The following is a 19,911-nucleotide window of genomic DNA, read 5'->3' as shown; positions in this document are numbered from 1 at the left end:
GTTCCCCTCACTCCGCGACGCGCGCGGCGATGTCGGTGCGGTACTGCCCACCCTCGAGACGGAGGTGGCCGAGCGCCTCGTACGCACGTCGCCGGGCCTCGGCGAGGTCCGCGCCGATCGCCACGACATTGAGCACGCGTCCGCCGGTCGCCACCAACGGCGGCATGGCCCCTGGCTCGGCGGGGGAGCCGATGGCCGTCGCGGCGTGCGCGAGGTGCACTCCGGGCACGGATGCCGCGGCATCCACGCCCTCGATCACGCGGCCGGTCTCGGGGGACTCGGGGTATCCCTCGCTCGCGAGCACGACCGTGACCGCGGCATCCGCTCGGAACACCGGGCGCGGCGTCGCGGCCAGCGCCCCCGTCGCCGCGGCGAACAGCAGGCCCGACAGCGGCGTCTCGAGCCGCGGCAGCACCACCTGCGTCTCGGGATCGCCGAAGCGAGCGTTGAACTCGATGACGCGGATGCCGCGCGAGGTCAGGATGAGGCCCGCATAGAGCAGGCCGATGAACGGCGTCTGCTCCTCGGCGAGCTGCTTCACGGTGGGCCTCGCGATCGTGTCGATGACCTCGTCGACGAAGGCCTGCTCGCTGCCGAAGCGGTCGGCGAGCCAGGACAGCGGCGAGTACGCGCCCATCCCGCCCGTGTTCGGGCCGCGGTCGCCGTCGCGGAGGCGCTTGTAGTCCTGTGCGGGCGAGAGCGGTACCACGTTCGTGCCGTCGGAGAGCAGGAAGAGCGAGACCTCCTGGCCTTCGAGGAACTCCTCGACGAGCACCGGGCCCTGCTGCAGGTAGTGGGTGGCGTGCGCGAGCGCGGCGTCGCGGTCGCCGGTGACGAGCACGCCCTTGCCGGCTGCGAGGCCGTCGGCCTTCACGACGAACGGGGCGCCGAAGTCGTCGAGCGTCGCTTCGACCTCGGCGAGGGTGTCGGCGAGCTTCGCGCGGCCCGTCGGCACGCCCGCGGCCTCCATGATGCGCTTGGCGAACGTCTTCGAGCCCTCGAGCGCGGCCGCGGCCTTGCCAGGCCCGAACACGGCGATACCGCGCGGGCGCAGGGCGTCGGCGACGCCGGCCACGAGCGGCGCCTCGGGACCGATCACGACGAGCTCGATGTCGTTGTCGAACGCGTAGTCGGCGACGAGCACCGGGTCGGTCGGGTCGAGCGCGATCGTGGTCACGCTGCCGCGGGCCGACGAGGTGGCGGATGCCGCGATGCCGGCGTTGCCGGGGGCGGCGATGATCTCGTGCCGGGCCTCCTCGTCGAGCAGCGCGAGGATGATGGCGTGCTCGCGCGCGCCCGAGCCGAGGACGAGGATTCTCACCGGTTCAGGCTACCCGATGGGATTTGCGCCGACCGGGGCGCGAACCCCCCGCCCGCGGCGGAAGTACGCGTTCGCGCTGGGTAGGTACATGACGATCGTCGCAACGATCACGAGCAGGACGTGGACGACGCGCACCGCGCCGAACTCGTCGAGCGCGGCGTACAGCGTGCCGCCTTGAGCGAGCTGGAGCACCGCGGGCACGACGAGCGACGCGAGCCCGAGCACGCTGAGGAGTGCGGTCAGGGCGATGCGGGCGGCTCGGGAGCCGCGCACGAGGCCGACGATGAGTGCGGCGGCGACGGCGAAGACGACGACCCGCAGTCCGAGGTTCAACCAGATGGGGCCGGTCAGTGGGCCCTCGGCGGCGAGACGGGTGACGGCGATGGCCGCCTCGACCACGCCGGCGGCGATGGCTCCCGACCAGGCGACGGCGGCGAGTTTCACAGTGTTCGGAGGTGTCATGCCGAGACGGTACGAAGCGGCGGTACTCGCGGTCATCACTCCCCGGAGCGATCTTCGGGTGATACCCGGGTAGGGGTGGAGGATGGAGGCATGGCACGGGCACGGATCGACGATGGGTTGGGGCGAGCAGCGGTGAGCACGGTGCAGGCGATCGCCGCACAGCGCGGCGATGGCGCAGGCGCGGCGCTCGGGGCATCCGTCGACCGTTCGACGCTCGCCATCGCGGTGCGGTACACGCTGCAGCTCCTCGCCGAGCAGGCACCCGGTGGCACCGTCGAGGTGCGCGTGCCGCCGCACGGCGCGGTGCAGTGCATCGAGGGTCCGAAGCACACGCGCGGCACGCCGCCGAACGTCGTCGAGACGGATGCCGCCACGTGGCTCGCCCTGGCGGTGGGCGACCTGTCGTGGGCCGACGCCCGGGCGTCCGGCCGAGTGCATGCATCCGGCCAACGTGCGGATCTCGACGGACAACTGCCGGTGCTGCGAATCCCCTGAGTCGTTGGCGGGTCTAGGCTCCCACCGTGAGTTTTGCAGCCATCGCGGCCATCGTCCTCTGTGTCCTCCTCGGCGTCCTCGCCGTCGGCCAGGTCGCCCTCATCTTCGGCGCCCCACTCGGTCATTTCGCATGGGGTGGCGCCGACCGGGTGCTGCCGAAGTCCAAACGGATCGGCAGTGTCGTCGCGATCGTGCTCTACGCCGTATTCGCGTGGATCTTCCTGATGCGGGCCGACCTCGCGCCGCTCGTGCTCCCCGAGATCGTGGTGGTGGTCGCCGCGTGGGTCGTCTTCGGCTACTTCGTCCTCGGCATCGCGATGAACGCCATCTCACGCAGCAAGCCCGAGCGGTACACGATGACGCCCCTGTCGGTCGTGCTCGCGGCGCTCTCGTTGATCGTGGCCCTCGGCTGAGCCGTGCGACCGATGTCGCTGCCCCCGTCGTGCGGGAGAATGGTGTGGTGAGCGACACGCAGAACTCCCCCGACACGCCCGAGCCCATCTCCGCGGCGAGTGTCAGCCGCGACGGCGTCGTGCCCTCGGCCCGCGGCGCCGCTGCCGAGCACGTGGAGCCAGTGGAGCACGTGGAGCCAGTCGAGCACGTGGAGCCGGTCGAGACCGAGGTCACGAGCGACGCGGTGATGGTGCGGCGCGCCCCGCGCTACGGCAGGTTCCTCACGCTCGGGGCGATCCTCGGCGCGATCGTCGCGCTCATCCTCACGCTCGCGTTCGACGGCCAGGCGCCCGAGAACGAGCTCGTGCAGTTCGACAAGGGCCAGGTCTTCGGCTTCCTGCTCCTCATCTGCGCGGCCGTCGGCGTCGGGCTCGGCGCGGTCGTGGCGCTCGTCATCGACCGCGCGCTCGCCCGACGCGCCGAGGCCGGCATCGCCGAGCACGAGTCGACGCACCACGTCGACGAGTAGCACTGGCGGCGGCCTGCCCTCTCGGCAGCGGGCCGCGGCATCCGCTCGGCTCAGGTCAGGCTGAGCTCAGATCAGGCTCAGCACGGCGTCGGCGAACTCGCGCGGCGCCTCCTGGGGCAGGTTGTGGCCGGCGCCCGGCAGTTCGCGGAACGCGTACGACCCGGTGAAGTGCTCTCGATCCTCGGCGCCGCTCGGCCCGCCGAGTCCGTCTGCCCCCGACTCCAGCACCACCGTCGGCACCGCGATCGGCGGCTCCGCCCCCATCGCGTGCTCGATCGCCGCGTATCGCGGGTCGCCCGCGACGAGCCCTGACCGGTGCCGGTACGAGTGGATCACCACGTCGACGAAGTCGGGGTTCTCGAGGCTCGGCGCGCTCGCACGATACGCGGTCGCGGCATCCGCCCACTCGGGAGACCACGTCGTCCACAGCAGCTCGCACAGCTCGTGGCGGAAGCGTTCGAGTCCGCGCCGCCCGGCCTCGGAGTGGAAGTAGTACTTGTACCAGTACGTGCGCTCCCACTCGGGACGGGTGGGCTCCTGCGCGAACGCCGGATTGAAGATGTTGTAGCCGCCCACCGTGACGAGCCCGACGACGCGCTCGGGATGCAGGGCCGCGACGATGCACGACGCGCGTCCGCCCCAGTCGTATCCGCCGACGACGGCGCGATCGATCTCGAGCGCGTCGAGCAGGTCGAGGAGGTCCTGCGCGAGCGCGCCCTGTTCGCCCGAGCGCGGCGTCGCGGCATCCGTGAACCGCGTCGGGCCGTAGCCGCGCAGGTACGGAGCGATGACGCGCACACCGGATGCCGCCAGCAGGCCGGCGACCTCGTCGTAGGCGCGCACGTCGTAGGGGAACCCGTGCGAGAGCACCGCGACCGGGCCGTCGGCCGGACCCGCCTCCTCGTACGCGATCTCGAGCACGGGCGTCCGGACGGTGCTGCGGCGTTCGAACCCCATGGGGCCAGTCTGGCGCAGACCGCCGACGAACGGATGCCGCGGCATCCGCTCAGCTCAGCTGGGTCTTCTCCACCCAGCCGAGGTACTCCTCGGTGACCGTGCCGGTGACGTACTCGCCGTTGAAGCACGACATCTCGAGCTGCTCGATGGACGTGCCCTCGGTGATCGCGGCCTGCAGGTCGACGACCTCCTGGTAGATCATGTGGTCGGCATCGAGCTCGCGCGCGATCTCGGGGATCTTGCGGTCGTGCGCGACGAGTTCCTGTCGGCTCGGCATGTTGATGCCGTACACGTGCGGGTAGCGCACCGGGGGAGCCGCCGAGGTGAACGTGACCTTGTTGGCGCCGGCGGCCCGCGCCATCTCGACGATCTCCTTCGAGGTCGTGCCGCGCACGATCGAGTCGTCGACGATGAGGATGTTCTTGCCCTTGAACTCGGTGCCCATGGCGTTGAGCTTCTGGCGCACCGAACGGCGGCGCTGCGCCTGCCCGGGCATGATGAACGTGCGGCCGACGTACCGGTTCTTGTAGAAGCCCTCGCGGTACTCGATGCCGAGCTTCTGCGCGACCTGCATGGCGGCCGGGCGAGACGAGTCGGGGATGGGCATGACGACGTCGATGTCGCCCTTGTCCATGTGGGTCTCGATGGTGGTGGCGAGGCGGTCGCCCATGCGCAGGCGGGCCTCGTACACCGAGATGCCGTTCATGACGGAGTCGGGGCGGGCGAGGTAGACGTACTCGAACGAGCACGGCACGAGCCGGGGGTTCTTCGCGCACTGTCGCGAGATCATCTGGCCGTCGAGCGTGATGAAGATCGCCTCACCCGGTTCGACATCGCGCACGATCTCGTAGTCGCCGTTCTCGAGCACGAGCGACTCGGATGCCACGATCCACTCCTCTTTGCCGGCATCCGTCAGCCGCTTGCCGAGGATGAGCGGGCGGATGCCGAACGGGTCGCGGAACGCGAGCAGTCCGTAGCCGGCGATCAACGCGATGACCGCGTAGGAGCCCTCGACGCGCTCGTGCATGAGCTCGACGGCGCGGAACACCTGGTCGGGGTCGAGCTCGAGGCCGGTGATCTGGCCCTGCAGTTCGGTGGCGAGTACGTTGAGCAGCATCTCGGTGTCGCTCGTGGAGTTCACGTGTCGACGGTCGATGCGGAAGAGGTCTTCCGAAAGCTCGCGTGTGTTCGTGAGGTTGCCGTTGTGCACGAGGATGATGCCGTACGGCGCGTTCACGTAGAACGGCTGCGCCTCCTCCTCGCGCTCGGCCGCGCCCTTCGTGGTGTAGCGCACGTGCCCGAGGCCCATGTTGCCGAGCAGCGCCCGCATGTCGCGCGTACGGAACGCCTCACGCACCTGCCCGCGTGCCTTCGCCATGTGGAACACCGGCCCGTCGGCGGTCGCGATGCCCGTGGAGTCCTGGCCTCGGTGCTGCAGGAGGAGCAGGCTGTCGTAGATCTGCTGGTTGACGGGCTCTGTTGAGACGATGCCGACGATGCCGCACATGCGAGACGATGGCTCCTCGTGGGGTGGGGAAGCGTCCGAGCTGGACGATTCATCATCCCATACCTGCGCGTGTGAGCCGCCTGAGTGGCCGCCGGTGCGCACGTGAGCGGATGCCCCGTGGCCGACGGCCGACTCGAGGTGGATCAGTGCACGAAACGGCCGCTCCTGCGAGGCACGCCCGGGGCGATGAGGGCCACGGCGATCATGGCCGCGACGACCGCGACGCCCGCCGCGGCCTGGAACCCGACGCCGATGCCGGCCGCCGCGATCGCCCCGAGACCGGCGACACCGGCCGCACTTCCGAGCTCGTGGAAGGAGTTCAGCAGACCGGATGCCGCGCCCGCCTCCCGCTCGTCGACGCCGCCGAGCGCGGTGGTGCTCGCACAGACGAACGCGCCGCCGAGGCCGAGCGCCGCCACGGTCATGCCGACGATCGCGGAGGCTTCCGGCCAGCCTGCCGTGATCGCGGCCGCAGCGTAACCGAGGCCGATCGCCGCGACGAGCAGGGAGACCGACCCCACGATGCGCGGCCCGAGCCGGCCGACGAGCCGCCCCGCGGTGTGCGACCCGGCGACGATCGCGACCGAGATGGGGAGGAACGCGAGTCCGGTCGCGATGGGCGACCAGCCGGCCCCGGCCTGCAGTTCGAACGAGAACATGAACAGGCCGCCGACGAGAAGGCCCGTCGCCACGAGCATGAGCAGCGAGCCGGTGGCGACCGACCGGGTTCGTACGAGCCCGAGGCGCACGAGCGGCTGCGTGGAGCGGCGCTCGACGAAGACGAAGGCGACGAGCAGGGCGATGCCGAGGGCGGCGAGGCCGGCAGGCATCACGACCTCGCCCGTGGTGATGGCCGAGAGCGCCGCCACGAGGCTGCCGATGCCGGCGGTCGCGAGCAGCGCGCCGGCAAGGTCGACGCGCTCCCGTCGCCGGGTCACGCGCGGTGCGACGGCGAACGCGACGATGGCGACGGCGACGAGGATGCCCACGGGCACATTGACGAAGAAGATCCAGCGCCAGCCCGGCCCGCCGGTGAGGAGGCCACCGAGGAGCACGCCCACGGCGGCGCCTGCGCCGCCGACCGCGCCCCACACGGCCAGGGCCCGGTGCCGCTCCCTGCCCTGGAAGCGGTGCAGCAGCGTGGCGAGGGCGGCGGGCGAGAGCAGTGCGGCTCCGACCCCCTGCAGCGCTCGCGCGGCAAGGAACCACTCGGCGCTCGTGGCCAGCCCGGCGGCCAGGGAGGCGAGCGTGAAGGCGAGGAGGCCGGTGAGGAGCATCCGTCGGCTGCCGACGACGTCGGCGAGTCGTCCGCCGAAGAGGAGGAGGCCGCCGAACGGCACGGCGTACGCCGCGACCGCCCACCCGGCGAGGTCGGTGGCGAGCCCGAGTTCGGCGCTCATCACCGGCAGGGCGACGTTCACCACGGTGACGTCGAGCACGAGCATCGCCTGGGCGAGCGCGAGCACGACGAGCGTCACGGTGTCGAGACGGCTCGGACTCCTGGCTGGGGCGATCGGGTGGGTATGCGTCTGGGTCATCTGGGCGTCCTATCTTTGACACGGCTGTCAAGAATTAACTTATACACCTATGTCGTCGATAAGATCAAGCCATGACGAGCAACCGGTCGACGCGCAGCGACGCCCTGCGGAATCGCGATGCCATCCTCGAGGCCGCGGTCGCGCGCCTGAGCGAGGACCCGGGCGCCAGCATGGCCGATATCGCCAAGGCGGCGGGAGTCGTGCGCGTCACCATCTACGGTCACTTCGCGTCACGCGAGCAGCTCATCGAGGCGGTGCTCATCCGCACGATCGAGCGCTCGGAGGCGGAGCTCGCCGAGATCGACCTCGACGGTGAGCCGGTGGCGGCCCTCGACCGGCTGGTGCGCCGATCGTGGCGCATCGTCGACACGTTCCACCGGCTGCTCGGCGCGGCCGAGGAGGCGCTCCCGAACGAGCGCATCGTCGCCCACCACGCCGAGCCGATGGCGCGCGTGCGGGCGCTCATCGAGCGCGGCCAGCGCGACGGGTCCATGCGGCGCGACCTCAGCGCCGAGTGGCTGACGAGCTGCTACACGGCGCTGCTGCACGCCGCTGCAGCGGAGCTTCGTGCCGGCCGGCTCGCCGAGTCGGATGCCGATCGGGTCGTCGCGGCCACCGTCGTGTCGTTGGTCACGGCGCGGCCGGCGTAGCGGGCCCGGGTGGCGCGCCGCGCCGGGAGGGCCGGCGACATCCGGCCACCCTTACCGGGCGTACAGCTCCACGAAGGTACGGAGCATGCGGCTCGGGTGCGACACCTCGGCGCGTCGCACCGACGCGAGGGTGAGCTCGAGCTCGTCGGCGGCGAAGTAGCCGTGCCCGGCGTACGCGTGGATGCGCACGATGATGCCGTCGAGGTCGAGCTCGGGGTGGAACTGCGTGGCGTAGACGTTCGACCGCACCCGGAACATCTGCACCGGGCACGTCGGCGATGATCCGAGCAGGGTCGCGGAAGGGGGCAGCGAACGGATGGCCTCCTTGTGTCCGACGAACGCGTTGAACGTCGGCGGCATCCCGGTGAGCAGGGGATCGGATGCCCCGGCGTCGGTCAAGGCGACCGGGACGACGCCGATCGGCTCCGCGTAGGTGCGATCGATCGTCGCGCCCTGGTGCACGCCGAGGGTGCCGACGCCGTAGCAGGCGCCGAGGAAGGGGAAGTCCCGGGCGACGACCTCATCGAGGAGCGTCGCGAATTCGGCCTCGACCCGATGCTGGATGGGCGACTTCCGCTCCGGCGGGTCGGAGGCGTTGAACGGGCCGCCGCCGACGAAGATGCCCGACAACGCGTCGAGGTCCAGCCTCGGCATCGGTCCCGCCTCGAGCCGCACCCGAAGGAGGTCGCGCTCGTCGAGCCCGGTTTCCCGCAGGAAGAGCGCGTACTCCTCGTCGGCGGGCACGTCCTCGGCACGAGTGGCGAGGAGAACGAACGGCTTCACGGCCCCACGATACGCACGTGCAGGCCCGGTCAGTACTCCGACGGCTTGGGCAGCACGGCCATCGTGCACCGCGAGATGCACACGAGCCTCCCCTGCTCGTCGGTGATGCGGACGTCCCACACCTGCGTCGTGCGCCCGCGTGAGATCGGGCGGGCCTCGCCGGTGACCCAGCCGTCGGCGACCGGGCGCAGGTGGTTCGCGTTGATCTCCATGCCGACGCAGTAGTTGGCGTCGGGGTCGACGGTGAAGCTCGCCCCCCAGCTCGCGAGGGTTTCGGCGAGGAGCACGGATGCCCCGCCGTGCAGCACGCCGCCGGGTTGGCGCGTGCGCTCGTCGACGGGCATGCGGCCCTTGAGGGAGTCGACCGTGACCTCGGTCATCTCGATGCCGAGTGCGCGGATCGCGGTGCCGTCGCAGCGGGAGTTCGCCCACTCGATGGAGGGCTGGCCGAACCAGATGCTCATGCGGTCGAGTCTGGCATGACCCGGGTGTTCCCTCCGGCGTCGCCCACCGACATGATGTTCCTCATGCCCGACCAGAACGGCGCCGTCGACGTCGACGGCGACATCCGCGCAGCACGCGCCGCCCTGCTCGCCCGCCGCGACCTCGTGGTGGATCTCGCGCGTGTGGCGTGCGTGCTCCTCGTCGTGGTCATCCACCTGCTCATGATCGGCGTCGGCCTCGATTCGTCGGGCGCGATCGTCGTCTCCCGCCCGCTCGAGGCGCAGTCGTGGTTCGACGCGGCCACCTGGGCGGGGCAGATCATGCCGCTCTTCTTCGCGCTCGGCGGATTCACCGGCATGACGAGTTGGCGGAGCCTGCAGCGCCGAGGTGGCACCGTCGTCGACTTCATCCGGTCGCGCACGATGCGACTCGCCACTCCGGCGCTCGCCCTGTTCGTCTTCTTCGCCGTCGTGCTCGGGGCCGCGACGCTCGCCGGCGTCGACCCGACGCTGCTCGAGACGGTCGCGGCCGGCGCCGGAACGCCGCTCTGGTTCCTCGCCGCCTTCCTGCTGGTCCAGTGCCTCGTGCCGCTGCTCGCGCGATGCCACGACCGCGCGCCGTTGCTGACCATCGCGGCGCTGGCCGGCGCAGCGGCGCTCGTCGATGCAGTCCGAGTCGCCACCGGGGTCGTCGACGTCGGACTCGTCAACCTCGTGTTCGTGTGGGGTTTCGCGCAGCAGTTGGGCTTCTGGTACGCCGACGGCTGGTTCCGCGGGCGCACCGCGCCGCAACTCGTCGCACTCGCGGTCGCGGCCTACCTGCTCATGTGGCCCGGTGTCGCAGCCGGGTGGTACTCCGCCGACATGCTGACGAACCTGAACCCGCCGACCGTGCCGCTGATGCTGCTCGGCGTGGCCCAGGTCAGCCTGCTCAGCCTGCTGCACGCGCCGCTGTCGATGCTCATGTCATCACGCGCCGCCCAAGGGGCGGTGTTCCTGATCGGGAGCCGGGCCATGACGGTGTACCTCTGGCACCTGCCGGTCATCATCGTCATCGCGGGGCTGTCGCTCCTCGTTCCCGGCGCGGCCCCGGAGCCGGCGAGTGCGGCCTGGTGGGCCGGCAGGCCGGTGGTGTTCCTCGTGGTCCTCGCCGGGGTGTGGCTCATCTCCATGCCGCTCGCGCGCTTCGAGTCGGTCTCCGCCGCCGTTCCCGAGGGCTTCCGCCGTCCGGCCGCGACCGCGGTGGTGATCGCCGCCGTGCTCGCGTTCGTTCCACCGTTCGCGGTCATGGAGTGGTTCCTCGACCTGCTGCTCGCGGCCGGCGGCGGCGTGCTGCTCGCGGCATCCGTCGTGCTCGACCGGCCGCGCCGGCTCCGGGTGGGCGCCGCCGCGCCGCCGCCCACTCGGTGAATGGCCGGCCAGTCCGCTGACGGTGGCGTCGGGGCCGTTACGCCAGCTCGGCGATGATCGGGTGGATGGCGTCGTCGAACGCCGAGGCATCCGACCGCAGCGAGTCGGTGACCGCGACCGTCATCGCCCCGATCCACCAGACGCCCGGCGCCGTGAAGGGCAGCACCTCCACGTTGAGCTCGAACGAGTGCGCACGACGGCCCACCTCGCGTTCGTGCTCGGCGATGGTTCCCGCGTAGGCGCGGTAGGAGTCGCCGCGACGAGCTGCCGACGCCGAGCGGTAGGCCTGATGCGCCCATTCCGCCCAGGCCCGGGCGGCCTCGGCGTGCGGCACGATCGCGGCGGCGAGGAGTTCGGCGTCGGACACGGGCAGCGCGACCTCGGTCTCGTACGCCTCGACGAGCTCGAGCGGCACGGGCGACGGATGCGCCTCGGGCTCGACGGTCATCGCCCACCAGGCGCGCCACTGACGCTCGAGCAGGTCGTGCTCGTCCATCTCGAGTCGCGCCCCCACGGGACCGACATCCCGGAGCCGTGGAAGCTCGACGGGCGAGGCGACGCCGAGCACCTCACGCAGGTAGAGGGCGAGGAGAACCGAGCGACTCGCGTTCTCACGAATCACCCACGACGGCGTGGCGCCCGACATGTGCTCATTTTAGTCCCGGGTCGGGGGCACACCGCCGTTCGCCGCGCGGGCCGCGGGTACGCTTGTCGAGTGACCGCGAACTCGTCCTATGCCGCCGCCGGAGTCGACACCGCGGCCGGCGACCTCGCCGTCGAGCTCATGAAGGAGGCGGTCGCGAAGACCCACGGGCCCAACGTGCTCGGCGGTGTCGGCGGCTTCGCGGGCCTGTTCGACCTCTCCTTCGTCAAGGCGTACGAGCGGCCGTTGCTGGCGACCTCCACCGACGGCGTCGGCACCAAGATCGCGATCGCGCAGGCGCTCGACCTCCACGACACAATCGGCCAGGACCTCGTCGGCATGGTCGTCGACGACATCGTCGTGGTGGGCGCGAAGCCCCTCTTCATGACCGACTACATCGCCTGCGGCAAGGTCGTGCCCGACCGCATCGCCGCGATCGTCACGGGCATCGCGCGCGCGTGCGCCGAGACCGGCACCGCGCTCGTCGGCGGCGAGACCGCCGAACACCCCGGGCTCATGGGCGTCGACGACTACGACGTCGCGGGAGCCGCGGTGGGCGTCGTCGAGGCCGACCGGCTGCTCGGCGCCGAGCGCGTGGACGAGGGCGACGCCGTGCTCGCGATCGCGTCGAGCGGGTTGCACTCCAACGGGTTCTCGCTCGTCCGCCACATCCTCCAGAACGCCGGCCTGTCGTACACGGATGCCGCGCCCGATCTCGGCACGAGCTGGGGCGAAGCCCTCCTCGAGCCCACGCGGTTGTACACGGGCCAGCTCGTGCGTCTCCTCGAGCACGACCGACTCGGGACATCCGTGCACTCGCTCTCGCACGTGACCGGCGGCGGGATCGCGGCCAACCTCGCTCGCGTGCTGCCGCAGGGCTCGTGGGTCGAGGTCGACCGATCGACGTGGTCGCCCGCACCCGTCTTCCGCGTGCTGAACGACCTGGCCGGCACCACGCTCGAGTCGAACGAGGGCACGTGGAACCTCGGCATCGGCTTCTTCGCGGTCGTGGCGGCGGATGCCGCGGCCGACGTCATCGCCGAGCTCGGCGCGCTGGGGCTCCCCGCGTGGCAGGTCGGCAGCGTGACCATCGGCGATCGCGAGCTCTCGGGTTTCGAGCAGGGCGCCAAGGGCGTCGACGGCGGCGCCGTTCGACTCGTCGGCTCGTACGCGAGCTGACCGGCATGCGCGCCGACCTCTCCCTCGGGCTCCCCGGCACCACGGATGTCGCCATCATCCGCGCGCTCGCTCCGCGCATCGAACGCCTGGGTTTCTCGGCGCTGTGGCTGAACGACATCCCGGGCGGCGATTCGCTCGCCGGGCTGCGCGTCGCCGCCGCAGGAACCGACGTGCTGCGCCTCGCGACGGGCGTGATCCCGCTCGACCGCCGCCCCGCCGACACGCTCGATCTCGCGGGCCTCCCCGTGGGCCGCACCACGATCGGCATCGGCTCGGGCGGTGCCCGGCATCCGCTCGCTCTGGTGCGTGACCGCATCGAGACGTTGCGTCAGGCGACGGATGCCGCGATCGTCGTGGGTGCGCTGGGCCCGCGCATGCGGCGGCTGGCCGCCGAGCATTCCGACGGCGTGCTCTACAACTGGCTCACGCCCGCGGCGGCGACCGAGGCGATGTCGGAGTTGCGCGACGCTGGCGCCGGCCGTGCGGTGCGCGGGGTGCTCTACGTGCGCACCATCGCAGAGGAAGCGGCCCGACCGGCGCTCGAGCGGGAGGCCGATCGCTACGCGCGGGTGCCGTCGTACGCCGCGAACTTCGTGCGCCTCGGCGTGCAGCCGATCGACACGACCATCTCGGCCCCGGCCGACCTGCCGGCGTACGACGTGGTCGACGAGGTCGTGCTGCGGGCAGTCACGCCAGCGGGGTCGCTCGCCGAGCTCGAGCGGTTCGTCGAGGAGACCGCGCGCTGGCGGGTCGGGGCGTAACTTCCGCTCGGCCGCTATCGTGTGGCCATGACCGCCGACCGTGTATCCGACGAGGCCGCCCCGCCGCGGCTCGGCCGATGGATCGGCTACATGGTCGCCGGGGAGAGCCTCGGGTTCCTCGTGCCGGTCACCGGGTTCGCGCTCGCCGCGACCCTCGGGCTGCAGGCGTGGTCGGCGTGGGCGCTCCTCGTCGTCATGGGCGCCGGCGAGGGCGCGCTGCTGGGGCTCGGCCAGTCGCTCGCGTTGCGGGGTTCGAGTGCCGCGGTGCCGGTCGGGCGCTGGGTCGCCGCGACGACGGTCGCGGCATCCGTCGCGTGGTCCATCGGGATGCTCCCGCCGACGCTCAACGACCTCGGCATCGGGATCGACTGGGGGTCGCCCGTCACCTGGACGGTCGCCGGCGTGGCCGCTCTCGTGCTGCTCGCGACCATCCCGGTCGCGCAGTGGCCGGTGCTCGCCGGGAGCGTGCCGCGGGCGTGGCGATGGATCCCGCTCAACATGGGCGCGTGGCTCGTCGGACTCGTGTTCACGTTCCTGCCGTCGCCGCTCATCGACGAGTCCACGCCGGGCTGGATCACGTTCGCGCTGTTCGCGGTCGGCGGGGTGCTCATGGCGACGACGGTCGCCGTGCTCACCGGGCTGGGACTGCGCCGGATGTCACGCAGGGAAGCGGTGGTTACGCGCGCTGCTCGTCGCCTGTGACGTACGTGTCGTCGTCATCGGCGGCGTAGTCTGCCCATTTCGCCGCCTCGTCACTGAAATCGTCATGTTTCGAGCCGGTGAGCTCGCGCTCAAGCGCCGTGTAGTCGGTGTTCGGGCTGAAGTACTTCAGCTCCCGTGCGACCTTGGTGTGCTTGGCTTTCTGACGGCCGCGCCCCATGCGTGACCCCCTTACGACATCTGGCCGGGTGGGATGGTCTTCACCCGGCGCTCATCTGATAAATGAAATTCGTCCGAAGGCCAGTTTAGCACCGCACATCGCGCACTCAGGCGTCATCCACAATCGACGCGGCCGACCGATCCCCGGCCGTTCCCGTTGTGCGCGCATACAGCCGCACGTGCTGAGATGATGAACGTGATGTCGAGCCCTGAGCGCGTGAAGGTCGTGGTGATCGGCGCCGGGCAGGCCGGACTGTCGGTCGCGTTCTATCTTCGACGCTTCGAGCTCGTCGCCGACGAGGACTTCGTGATGCTCGACCGGGCTCCGGGGCCGGGCGGCGCGTGGCAGCATCGCTGGTCGTCGCTGCGGCTCGGCACGGCGCACCGGGTGAACGACCTGCCCGGCATGTCCGAACTCGGGCTCAGCTTCGACACCGCCGACCGGTCGCTGCCGGCCAAGGAGGTGGTGGCCGACTACTACGGGCGGTTCGAGGAGCACTTCGACCTGAAGGTGCGGCGTCCGATGAACGTTCGCAGCGTCGAGAACGCCGGCGTCGACCTGCTCGTGCACTACGAGGACCTCACGCCGCAGCCCATCGAGGAGCCGAAGACCCGGAGCAGCCTGTTCGGCCGACGGCGTCGTGCGCTCGAGGAGTCGGGGCCGCCGCCGCAGCCGCGCCACGAGCTCACCACGCAATTCCTCGTGAACGCCACGGGCACGTGGGGTTCGCCGTTCGTGCCCTACTACCCCGGCATGGCCGATTTCGCGGGCCGCCACGTGCATACGTCCGATTACACGACCGCGGAGGACTTCCGCGACAAGCACGTCGTGGTCGTCGGCGGCGGCACGTCCGCGATCGGCTTCATGCTCGAACTCGAGGAGGTCGCGGCCGGGCTCACCTGGGTGTCGCGGCGGCCGATCGACTGGCTCGACCGGCAGGAGCTCGATCTCGAGGGCGCATCCGCCGCCGTCGCAAAGCAGGACGAGGCCGCTCGCTCGGGCCGGGCGCTGCCATCGGTCGTGAGCGGCACGGGTGTCCCGAGGAGCCGGCGCATCGCCGCGGGCATCGAGCGGGGGCTGCTCGTCGCAAGGCCGATGTTCGACCGCATCGAGCCCGACCGCGTCGTGTGGGACGGCCCCGAGGGCGGCATGGCCCGCGCCGACGCGATCATCTGGGCGACGGGCTTCCGCCCCGAACTGCGCCACCTGGCACCGCTGAAGCTGCGCGAGAAGGCCGGCGGCGTGCAGGTGGGGCAGGGCGCGGCATGGAACGACCCGCGCATCTTCCTCGCCGGCTACGGTCCCCAGGCCTCGACCATCGGCGCCAGCCGCGCGGGCCGCATGATCGCACGCCAGATCATGGCGATGATCTAGCGGAACGCTCCGCGGCGATGGCCGAGCGGATGCCTCAGTCGCCGCCGCCCTCGCGGGCGCGCTGCCCGAACGTGCCCGAGGTGACCGTGCGGTACGACGCGACGACGATCTCCTCGAGCGCCGCGAGATCGATCTCGTCGAGGTTCTTGAGGTAGAGGCATCCGACGCCCGTGGTGTGCGGGCCCAGCCGCTCGACCAGCGCGGCGTGCGCGCCGATGCCATCGGCGAGGTACACCGTCGTGGCGGTCTTGCGCGGTGAGAAGGCCGCCGCAGGCGCGTCGCCCTCGCGTCCGCTCTCGTATTCGTAGTGGTAGGAGCCGAAGCCCACGATCGAGCGGCCCCACATCTCGGCGGACCGGCCGGTCGCGCGTGTCATGAGCTCGAGCATCGTGTCGGCGTCGCGCCGACGCACGGGGTGCTCGACCCGGTCGAGGAACTCCCGCACCGCGGCATCCGTCACCATGCCGGGAGTCTACGACCGGATGCCGCTACCCGGCCATGCTCGCGATCTGGATGAGGTTGCCGCAGGTGTCGTCGAAGACGGCGGTGGTGACGGGGCCCATCTCGGTCGGCGGCTGGGTGAACTCGACGCCCTCGGCGACCATGCGGGCGTGCTCGGCGTTCACGTCGTCGACCGCGAACGAGGTGAACGGGATGCCGTCGGCGACGAGTGCCCGCTTGAACGGGCCGGCCGCGGGGTGCTCATCGGGCTCGAGCAGGAGCTCGACGGCGTCGGGGGCTTCTGGAGAGACGACGGTGAGCCAGCGGTGCTCGCCGGCAGGGATGTCGTTCTTCTTCTGGAACCCGAGTACCCGGGTGTAGAAGTCGAGGGCCTTGTCCTGGTCGTCCACGAAGACGCTCGTCACGTTGATGCGCATGGTCATTCCTTCACTTGTCGTGTCGCTTCGGATGGATCGGAGGGAGCCGCCGGTCGGGCGGGATCCCGGTGGTCGGGGTGGTCGACGTGCGCCCGCAGCCAGTCCTGCCACGCGGCCCGGAGGGGCTCGCGGTTCAGGGTGTGGCGGCGGAAGCGTCCGTCGCGGTGAGTCTCGACGAGACCGGCCCGTTCGAGCACGTCGAGATGCTTCGCCACGGCCTGGCGCGACACCTCCAGGCCGTGGCGCATGATGACTCGCGTGCACAGCTCGAACAGGGTCTGGTCGTCACGCTCGGCGAGCTCATCGATGAGGATGCGCCTCGTCGGATCGGCCAGCGCCCTGAACACGTCGTCCACGGCAGCAGCATAGGCAACCAAATGGTTACCTGTCAACGATTCGCCGGTCATGGGGATTGATAGAGTTGGCATGAATCCCGACCGAACGAGGGGCCCCGACGTGAACCGTGCGACGCAGCTTGCGCGTGGCGCGACCACCGCGGCGATCGCCCTCTTCCTCGCGGCCTTCTCGCACGGTGTCGCCGCCGGCGAGGCTCCCGGCGGCGTCGGGCTCGTGTTCGCCTCGCTTGTTGCGCTCGCGGCATCCGTCGCCCTCATCGGCCGTCGCACCACCCCGGTGCGGGTCGCGCTCGCCGTGATCGTGAGCCAGGGCGCGTTCCACCTGCTCTTCGGTGTCGGCGCAGGCAGTGGCGGCAGTCTCGTCGTGAGCGGCACCGGCCACCACCAGGTGGTCACCATCGCCGACGGCGCAGCAACCGCCGCGCACTCCGAGCATGCCGACGTCGCCATGCTCGCGGCCCACGCGCTCGCGGCGGTGCTCACCATCGTCTACCTCCTCGCCGCGGAGGGCGTCGTGTGGCGCGCGCTCGCCGGCAGCGCACGCCGGCTCGTCGTCCGGCTCACGGGCGCCGTCGCGCTCGCTCCGGTGGTCGTCACCGTGCCGGGGCCGGCGGTCGACGCGACGCCCGCGCTGCCACGGTCTCGGCTGCTCAACTCGGCGCTGCGCTACCGCGGTCCGCCGGCACGCCTCGCCTTCGCCTGATCCCTGCCGCCTCCGCGGCGATCCACTGCATCCGGATGCCCCGGCATGGGCGCACGCGGGCCGCCCGCCGCGCAGCCAGCCGCCCGCGCATCCGTCACGAAGACGAGGAACCTGACCATATGACCGACCAGACCACCGTCGACGCCATCACCGTCGACCCGACCCCCGCCCGCAGGAACCGGCTTCGAGGCGCCCTGCTCGCCGGCGCCCTGCTCGCCGCCGTCACCATCGGGCTCGCCGATGCCGCGCCGGCCTTCGCGCACGACGAGCTGCTCGGCTCCAGCCCCGAGCACGGCGAGGTGCTCGACGACGCCCCTGCCGCCATCGAGCTCGAGTTCTCCAACGACATCATCGAGATGGGCACGGCCGTCATCGTCGTCGATGCCGTCGGGGAGGAACTCGAGGTCGAGGAGCCCGTGATCTCGGGTCGCACGGTGACCGCCACCCTTCCGACGGGCGTCGCCGACGGCGAGTACCAGGCGCGCTGGCGTGCCGTGTCCGCCGACGGACACCCCATCGAGGGGACCATCGACTTCGGCGTCGGCTCCGACGCGTCGGGCGAGTACCCGGTGAACGGCGACGACGCCGAGCATGCCGACGACGCCGAGCACGACGCCGACGCCGAGCACGACACCGATGAGGCCTCGGCGGCCTCCGACGCCGACCCGACCATCGGCATCATCGTCGGTGTGGCCGCGGTGCTCGCCGCGATCGCGCTCGTCGTCGCCCTCATCGTCCGCACCCGTCGCCGTGGCGACGCGTCCTGAGCGGAGGGTGACCATGCGAACCATGAAGCGATCCCTCACCACCTCCGCCCTCGCCCTCGCGGCCGCACTCGCCCTCGTGGGGTGCGCGGGCGCCGGCGCCGCCACCACCGCGACGAACGCCGCCGGTGCAGGGGCAGGCTCGGTGGCCGAGACATCCGTCACCCTCACCGACGGCTGGGCGAAGGCGGCCGAGACCGGCATGACCGCCGTGTTCGGTGAGCTCGAGAACACCGGATCCGAGGATCTCGTCGTCGTCGCGGTCGAGACGGATGCCGCGCAGTCGGCCGAGCTCCACGAGATGGTCGACGACGGGGGCGGCACGATGACCATGCGCGAGAAGGACGGCGGGTTCCCTCTCGACGCGGGCGACCACCTGCACCTCGAGCCGGGCGGGAACCACATCATGCTGCTCGGCATCGCCGCGCCGCTCCTCGCGGGCGACGAGGTGGCCGTCACCATCACGTTCGACGACGGATCGACGCTCGAGGCCACCGTGCCCGTCAAGGACTACGACGGCGCAAACGAGAGCTACGACGACGGCGAGCACGAGGCGCACTGATGGCGGCGCGTGAATCCGCCTGCGGCGGGTTCTCGCGACGGCAGCTCCTGCTCGGGGGAGCTGCCGCCGCGGGCGCCGGTGCCGCGACCGCGCTCGGAGCGGAAGCCGCGTGGAGAGCCGCCGCCGCGGGCGCTGGCGCGCCTGGCGCGTCCGGCACGTCGTCGGCGGAGGCCGAGGCTGCCTCGGCGACCGCGGTCGGCGACGCCGTCGTGCCGTTCCACGGCGCGCGCCAGGCCGGCATCGAGACGACGCCGCAGGCGCACGCGCTCTTCGTCGCACTCGACCTGCTGCCTGAGGTCGACGCGGCCGGGCTCCGCCGACTGATGCGCATCCTCAGTGACGACGCGGCTCGCCTCACGCGCGGCGAGCCCGCTCTCGCCGACACCGAGCCCGAGCTGGCACTCATTCCGGCACGGCTCACCGTCACGTTCGGATTCGGGCCGGCCCTCGTCGCGCGTGCCGGCGACGCGGCGGCGCCGGCCTGGCTGCGACCGCTGCCCGCATTCAGCATCGACCGGCTGCAGTCCGTGTGGAGCGACGGCGACCTGCTCGTCCAGCTCGGCGCCGACGATCCGGTGACCCTCGCTCACGCCGCGCGCATGCTCCTCAAGGACGCGCGGAGCTTCGCCACCGTGCGGTGGTCGCAGCGTGGATTCCGGCGGGCGGCCGGCGCCGAGGCATCCGGCACCACCATGCGCAACCTCTTCGGGCAGCTCGACGGAACCGTCAACCCGGCTCCCGGGAGCGCGGACTTCGACCAGGTCGTCTGGGTCGGTGACGGCCCGCGATGGCTCGCTCGCGGCACCGGCATGGTGCTGCGCCGCATCGCCATGGACCTCGACGGGTGGGACCGCATCGATCGCCCGGGGCGCGAGTTCTCCGTCGGGCGCCGGCTCGACACGGGGGCACCGCTCACGGGTGACGCCGAGCACGACGAACCCGACTTCGAGGCCGTGACGAAGCTCGGCTTCCCGGTGATCTCGGAGGTGTCGCACCTGCGGCGCTCGCGGAGCGAGGAGCCGCGCGAGCGGATCTTCCGGCGCGGCTACAACTACGACGACGCGCCGGTCGGCGCCTCGGTGTCGGACGCGGGCCTGCTCTTCGCCTCGTACCAGGCCGACGTCGACCGGCAGTTCGTGCCGATCCAGCGACGCCTCGACGAGGCCGACCTGCTCAACCAGTGGACGACACCCATCGGCTCGGCCGTGTTCGCGATCCCGCCGGGGTGCGACGAGGGCGGGTACATCGGCGAGACGCTCGTCTGAGTTCGATGAGCGGATGCCGCGGCGGCGTGCCGCGCCATCCGCTCGCTCCTGCTCAACG

At 71.5% G+C, this 19,911-nt stretch carries 25 protein-coding genes; 13 read left to right on the top strand and 12 right to left on the bottom strand.

What is annotated here, in order from left to right; all coding sequences use genetic code 11:
- Positions 1–7 precede the first annotated feature (7 nt).
- Positions 8–1,321, bottom strand: a complete 1,314-nt coding sequence (gene purD / locus AB0K73_RS01380; RefSeq protein ID WP_360510982.1) for a phosphoribosylamine--glycine ligase — start codon at positions 1,319–1,321, stop codon at positions 8–10.
- Between the two features lie 9 nt (positions 1,322–1,330).
- On the bottom strand, positions 1,331–1,783 hold the full coding sequence (locus tag AB0K73_RS01375; RefSeq protein WP_360510983.1) for a hypothetical protein: 453 nt from the start codon (positions 1,781–1,783) through the stop codon (positions 1,331–1,333).
- Positions 1,784–1,873: 90 nt separating this feature from the next.
- Here AB0K73_RS01375 and AB0K73_RS01370 point away from each other — a divergent pair, with 90 nt between their 5' ends.
- Genes AB0K73_RS01370 through AB0K73_RS01360 form a run of 3 tightly spaced genes read left to right on the top strand, consistent with a single transcriptional unit; the run spans position 1,874 to position 3,200 of the window.
- Entirely contained in the window at positions 1,874–2,278 is a 405-nt protein-coding gene (locus AB0K73_RS01370) for a sterol carrier family protein (protein WP_360510984.1), read from the top strand.
- A 26-nt stretch (positions 2,279–2,304) separates the two neighbouring features.
- Positions 2,305–2,691 carry a hypothetical protein gene (locus AB0K73_RS01365; RefSeq protein WP_360510985.1) on the top strand — a complete coding sequence of 129 codons (387 nt, stop codon included), beginning with the start codon at positions 2,305–2,307 and terminating at the stop codon, positions 2,689–2,691.
- A 47-nt stretch (positions 2,692–2,738) separates the two neighbouring features.
- Positions 2,739–3,200 carry a hypothetical protein gene (locus tag AB0K73_RS01360; protein ID WP_360510986.1) on the top strand — a complete coding sequence of 154 codons (462 nt, stop codon included), beginning with the start codon at positions 2,739–2,741 and terminating at the stop codon, positions 3,198–3,200.
- A 66-nt stretch (positions 3,201–3,266) separates the two neighbouring features.
- On the opposite strand, the gene AB0K73_RS01355 is transcribed toward AB0K73_RS01360, so the two are convergent.
- The 3 genes from AB0K73_RS01355 to AB0K73_RS01345 form a co-directional block, all read right to left on the bottom strand.
- Positions 3,267–4,157, bottom strand: a complete 891-nt coding sequence (locus tag AB0K73_RS01355) for an alpha/beta hydrolase (protein ID WP_360510987.1) — start codon at positions 4,155–4,157, stop codon at positions 3,267–3,269.
- Positions 4,158–4,206: 49 nt separating this feature from the next.
- Positions 4,207–5,664, bottom strand: a complete 1,458-nt coding sequence (gene purF, locus AB0K73_RS01350) for an amidophosphoribosyltransferase (protein WP_360510988.1) — start codon at positions 5,662–5,664, stop codon at positions 4,207–4,209.
- 143 nt (positions 5,665–5,807) lie between these two features.
- A complete protein-coding gene (locus AB0K73_RS01345; protein ID WP_360510989.1) occupies positions 5,808–7,202 on the bottom strand; it encodes an MFS transporter in 1,395 nt (464 codons plus the stop codon).
- A gap of 71 nt (positions 7,203–7,273) precedes the next feature.
- Between AB0K73_RS01345 and AB0K73_RS01340 the strand changes: the two genes are divergently transcribed.
- Positions 7,274–7,852: a TetR family transcriptional regulator gene (locus AB0K73_RS01340; protein WP_360510990.1), complete on the top strand. Its 579-nt coding sequence runs from the start codon at positions 7,274–7,276 to the stop codon at positions 7,850–7,852.
- Between the two features lie 51 nt (positions 7,853–7,903).
- Here AB0K73_RS01340 and AB0K73_RS01335 read toward each other — a convergent pair whose 3' ends face one another.
- Positions 7,904–8,635 (bottom strand): glutamine amidotransferase, encoded by a 732-nt coding sequence (locus AB0K73_RS01335; RefSeq protein WP_360510991.1) that lies wholly within the window; start codon positions 8,633–8,635, stop codon positions 7,904–7,906.
- Positions 8,636–8,664: 29 nt separating this feature from the next.
- Positions 8,665–9,099 (bottom strand): hotdog fold thioesterase, encoded by a 435-nt coding sequence (locus AB0K73_RS01330; protein WP_360510992.1) that lies wholly within the window; start codon positions 9,097–9,099, stop codon positions 8,665–8,667.
- A gap of 15 nt (positions 9,100–9,114) precedes the next feature.
- On the opposite strand from AB0K73_RS01330, the gene AB0K73_RS01325 reads away from it, so the two are divergent.
- Positions 9,115–10,488, top strand: coding sequence for an acyltransferase (locus AB0K73_RS01325; protein ID WP_360510993.1), 1,374 nt, complete (start codon positions 9,115–9,117; stop codon positions 10,486–10,488).
- Positions 10,489–10,525: 37 nt separating this feature from the next.
- Here AB0K73_RS01325 and AB0K73_RS01320 read toward each other — a convergent pair whose 3' ends face one another.
- The gene (locus tag AB0K73_RS01320) at positions 10,526–11,134 is read right to left on the bottom strand and encodes a zinc-binding alcohol dehydrogenase (RefSeq protein ID WP_360510994.1); all 609 of its coding nucleotides are present in this window, start codon (positions 11,132–11,134) and stop codon (positions 10,526–10,528) included.
- Between the two features lie 69 nt (positions 11,135–11,203).
- Here AB0K73_RS01320 and purM point away from each other — a divergent pair, with 69 nt between their 5' ends.
- The 3 genes from purM to AB0K73_RS01305 are packed head-to-tail and all read left to right on the top strand — an operon-like array spanning position 11,204 to position 13,773.
- Positions 11,204–12,310, top strand: a complete 1,107-nt coding sequence (gene purM, locus AB0K73_RS01315) for a phosphoribosylformylglycinamidine cyclo-ligase (RefSeq protein WP_360510995.1) — start codon at positions 11,204–11,206, stop codon at positions 12,308–12,310.
- 5 nt (positions 12,311–12,315) lie between these two features.
- Complete coding sequence (locus AB0K73_RS01310) at positions 12,316–13,071, top strand: LLM class flavin-dependent oxidoreductase (RefSeq protein WP_360510996.1); 756 nt, start codon at positions 12,316–12,318, stop codon at positions 13,069–13,071.
- A gap of 27 nt (positions 13,072–13,098) precedes the next feature.
- A complete protein-coding gene (locus tag AB0K73_RS01305; RefSeq protein WP_360510997.1) occupies positions 13,099–13,773 on the top strand; it encodes a hypothetical protein in 675 nt (224 codons plus the stop codon).
- Here AB0K73_RS01305 and AB0K73_RS01300 read toward each other — a convergent pair.
- Positions 13,748–13,951: a DUF3073 domain-containing protein gene (locus AB0K73_RS01300; RefSeq protein WP_360510998.1), complete on the bottom strand. Its 204-nt coding sequence runs from the start codon at positions 13,949–13,951 to the stop codon at positions 13,748–13,750. The genes AB0K73_RS01305 and AB0K73_RS01300 overlap by 26 nt on opposite strands.
- Before the next feature lie 198 nt (positions 13,952–14,149).
- On the opposite strand from AB0K73_RS01300, the gene AB0K73_RS01295 reads away from it, so the two are divergent.
- A complete protein-coding gene (locus AB0K73_RS01295) occupies positions 14,150–15,325 on the top strand; it encodes an NAD(P)-binding domain-containing protein (RefSeq protein WP_360510999.1) in 1,176 nt (391 codons plus the stop codon).
- A 34-nt stretch (positions 15,326–15,359) separates the two neighbouring features.
- On the opposite strand, the gene AB0K73_RS01290 is transcribed toward AB0K73_RS01295, so the two are convergent.
- From AB0K73_RS01290 to AB0K73_RS01280, 3 genes are read right to left on the bottom strand one after another with little or no spacing between them, the layout of a single operon-like run.
- Positions 15,360–15,788: a DUF1801 domain-containing protein gene (locus AB0K73_RS01290; RefSeq protein WP_360511000.1), complete on the bottom strand. Its 429-nt coding sequence runs from the start codon at positions 15,786–15,788 to the stop codon at positions 15,360–15,362.
- Positions 15,789–15,813: 25 nt separating this feature from the next.
- Positions 15,814–16,203, bottom strand: coding sequence for a VOC family protein (locus AB0K73_RS01285; protein ID WP_360511001.1), 390 nt, complete (start codon positions 16,201–16,203; stop codon positions 15,814–15,816).
- Positions 16,204–16,205: 2 nt separating this feature from the next.
- Positions 16,206–16,610 carry a metalloregulator ArsR/SmtB family transcription factor gene (locus AB0K73_RS01280; protein WP_360511002.1) on the bottom strand — a complete coding sequence of 135 codons (405 nt, stop codon included), beginning with the start codon at positions 16,608–16,610 and terminating at the stop codon, positions 16,206–16,208.
- 19 nt (positions 16,611–16,629) lie between these two features.
- On the opposite strand from AB0K73_RS01280, the gene AB0K73_RS01275 reads away from it, so the two are divergent.
- The 4 genes from AB0K73_RS01275 to AB0K73_RS01260 all read left to right on the top strand — a co-directional run bounded on the left by AB0K73_RS01275 (position 16,630) and on the right by AB0K73_RS01260 (position 19,853).
- On the top strand, positions 16,630–17,262 hold the full coding sequence (locus AB0K73_RS01275) for a hypothetical protein (protein WP_360511003.1): 633 nt from the start codon (positions 16,630–16,632) through the stop codon (positions 17,260–17,262).
- A 119-nt stretch (positions 17,263–17,381) separates the two neighbouring features.
- On the top strand, positions 17,382–18,029 hold the full coding sequence (locus AB0K73_RS01270) for a copper resistance CopC family protein (protein ID WP_360511004.1): 648 nt from the start codon (positions 17,382–17,384) through the stop codon (positions 18,027–18,029).
- 22 nt (positions 18,030–18,051) lie between these two features.
- Positions 18,052–18,588: a copper chaperone PCu(A)C gene (locus AB0K73_RS01265; RefSeq protein ID WP_360511005.1), complete on the top strand. Its 537-nt coding sequence runs from the start codon at positions 18,052–18,054 to the stop codon at positions 18,586–18,588.
- Positions 18,588–19,853 (top strand): Dyp-type peroxidase, encoded by a 1,266-nt coding sequence (locus AB0K73_RS01260; RefSeq protein ID WP_360511006.1) that lies wholly within the window; start codon positions 18,588–18,590, stop codon positions 19,851–19,853. Before AB0K73_RS01265 ends, AB0K73_RS01260 begins: the two co-directional genes overlap by 1 nt.
- Positions 19,854–19,911: the final 58 nt, after the last annotated feature.

It is taken from the genome of Agromyces sp. NPDC052230 (assembly GCF_040679595.1).
Classification (GTDB): Bacteria; Actinomycetota; Actinomycetes; order Actinomycetales; family Microbacteriaceae; genus Agromyces.
This window is presented reverse-complemented; position numbering and strand designations above follow the sequence as displayed.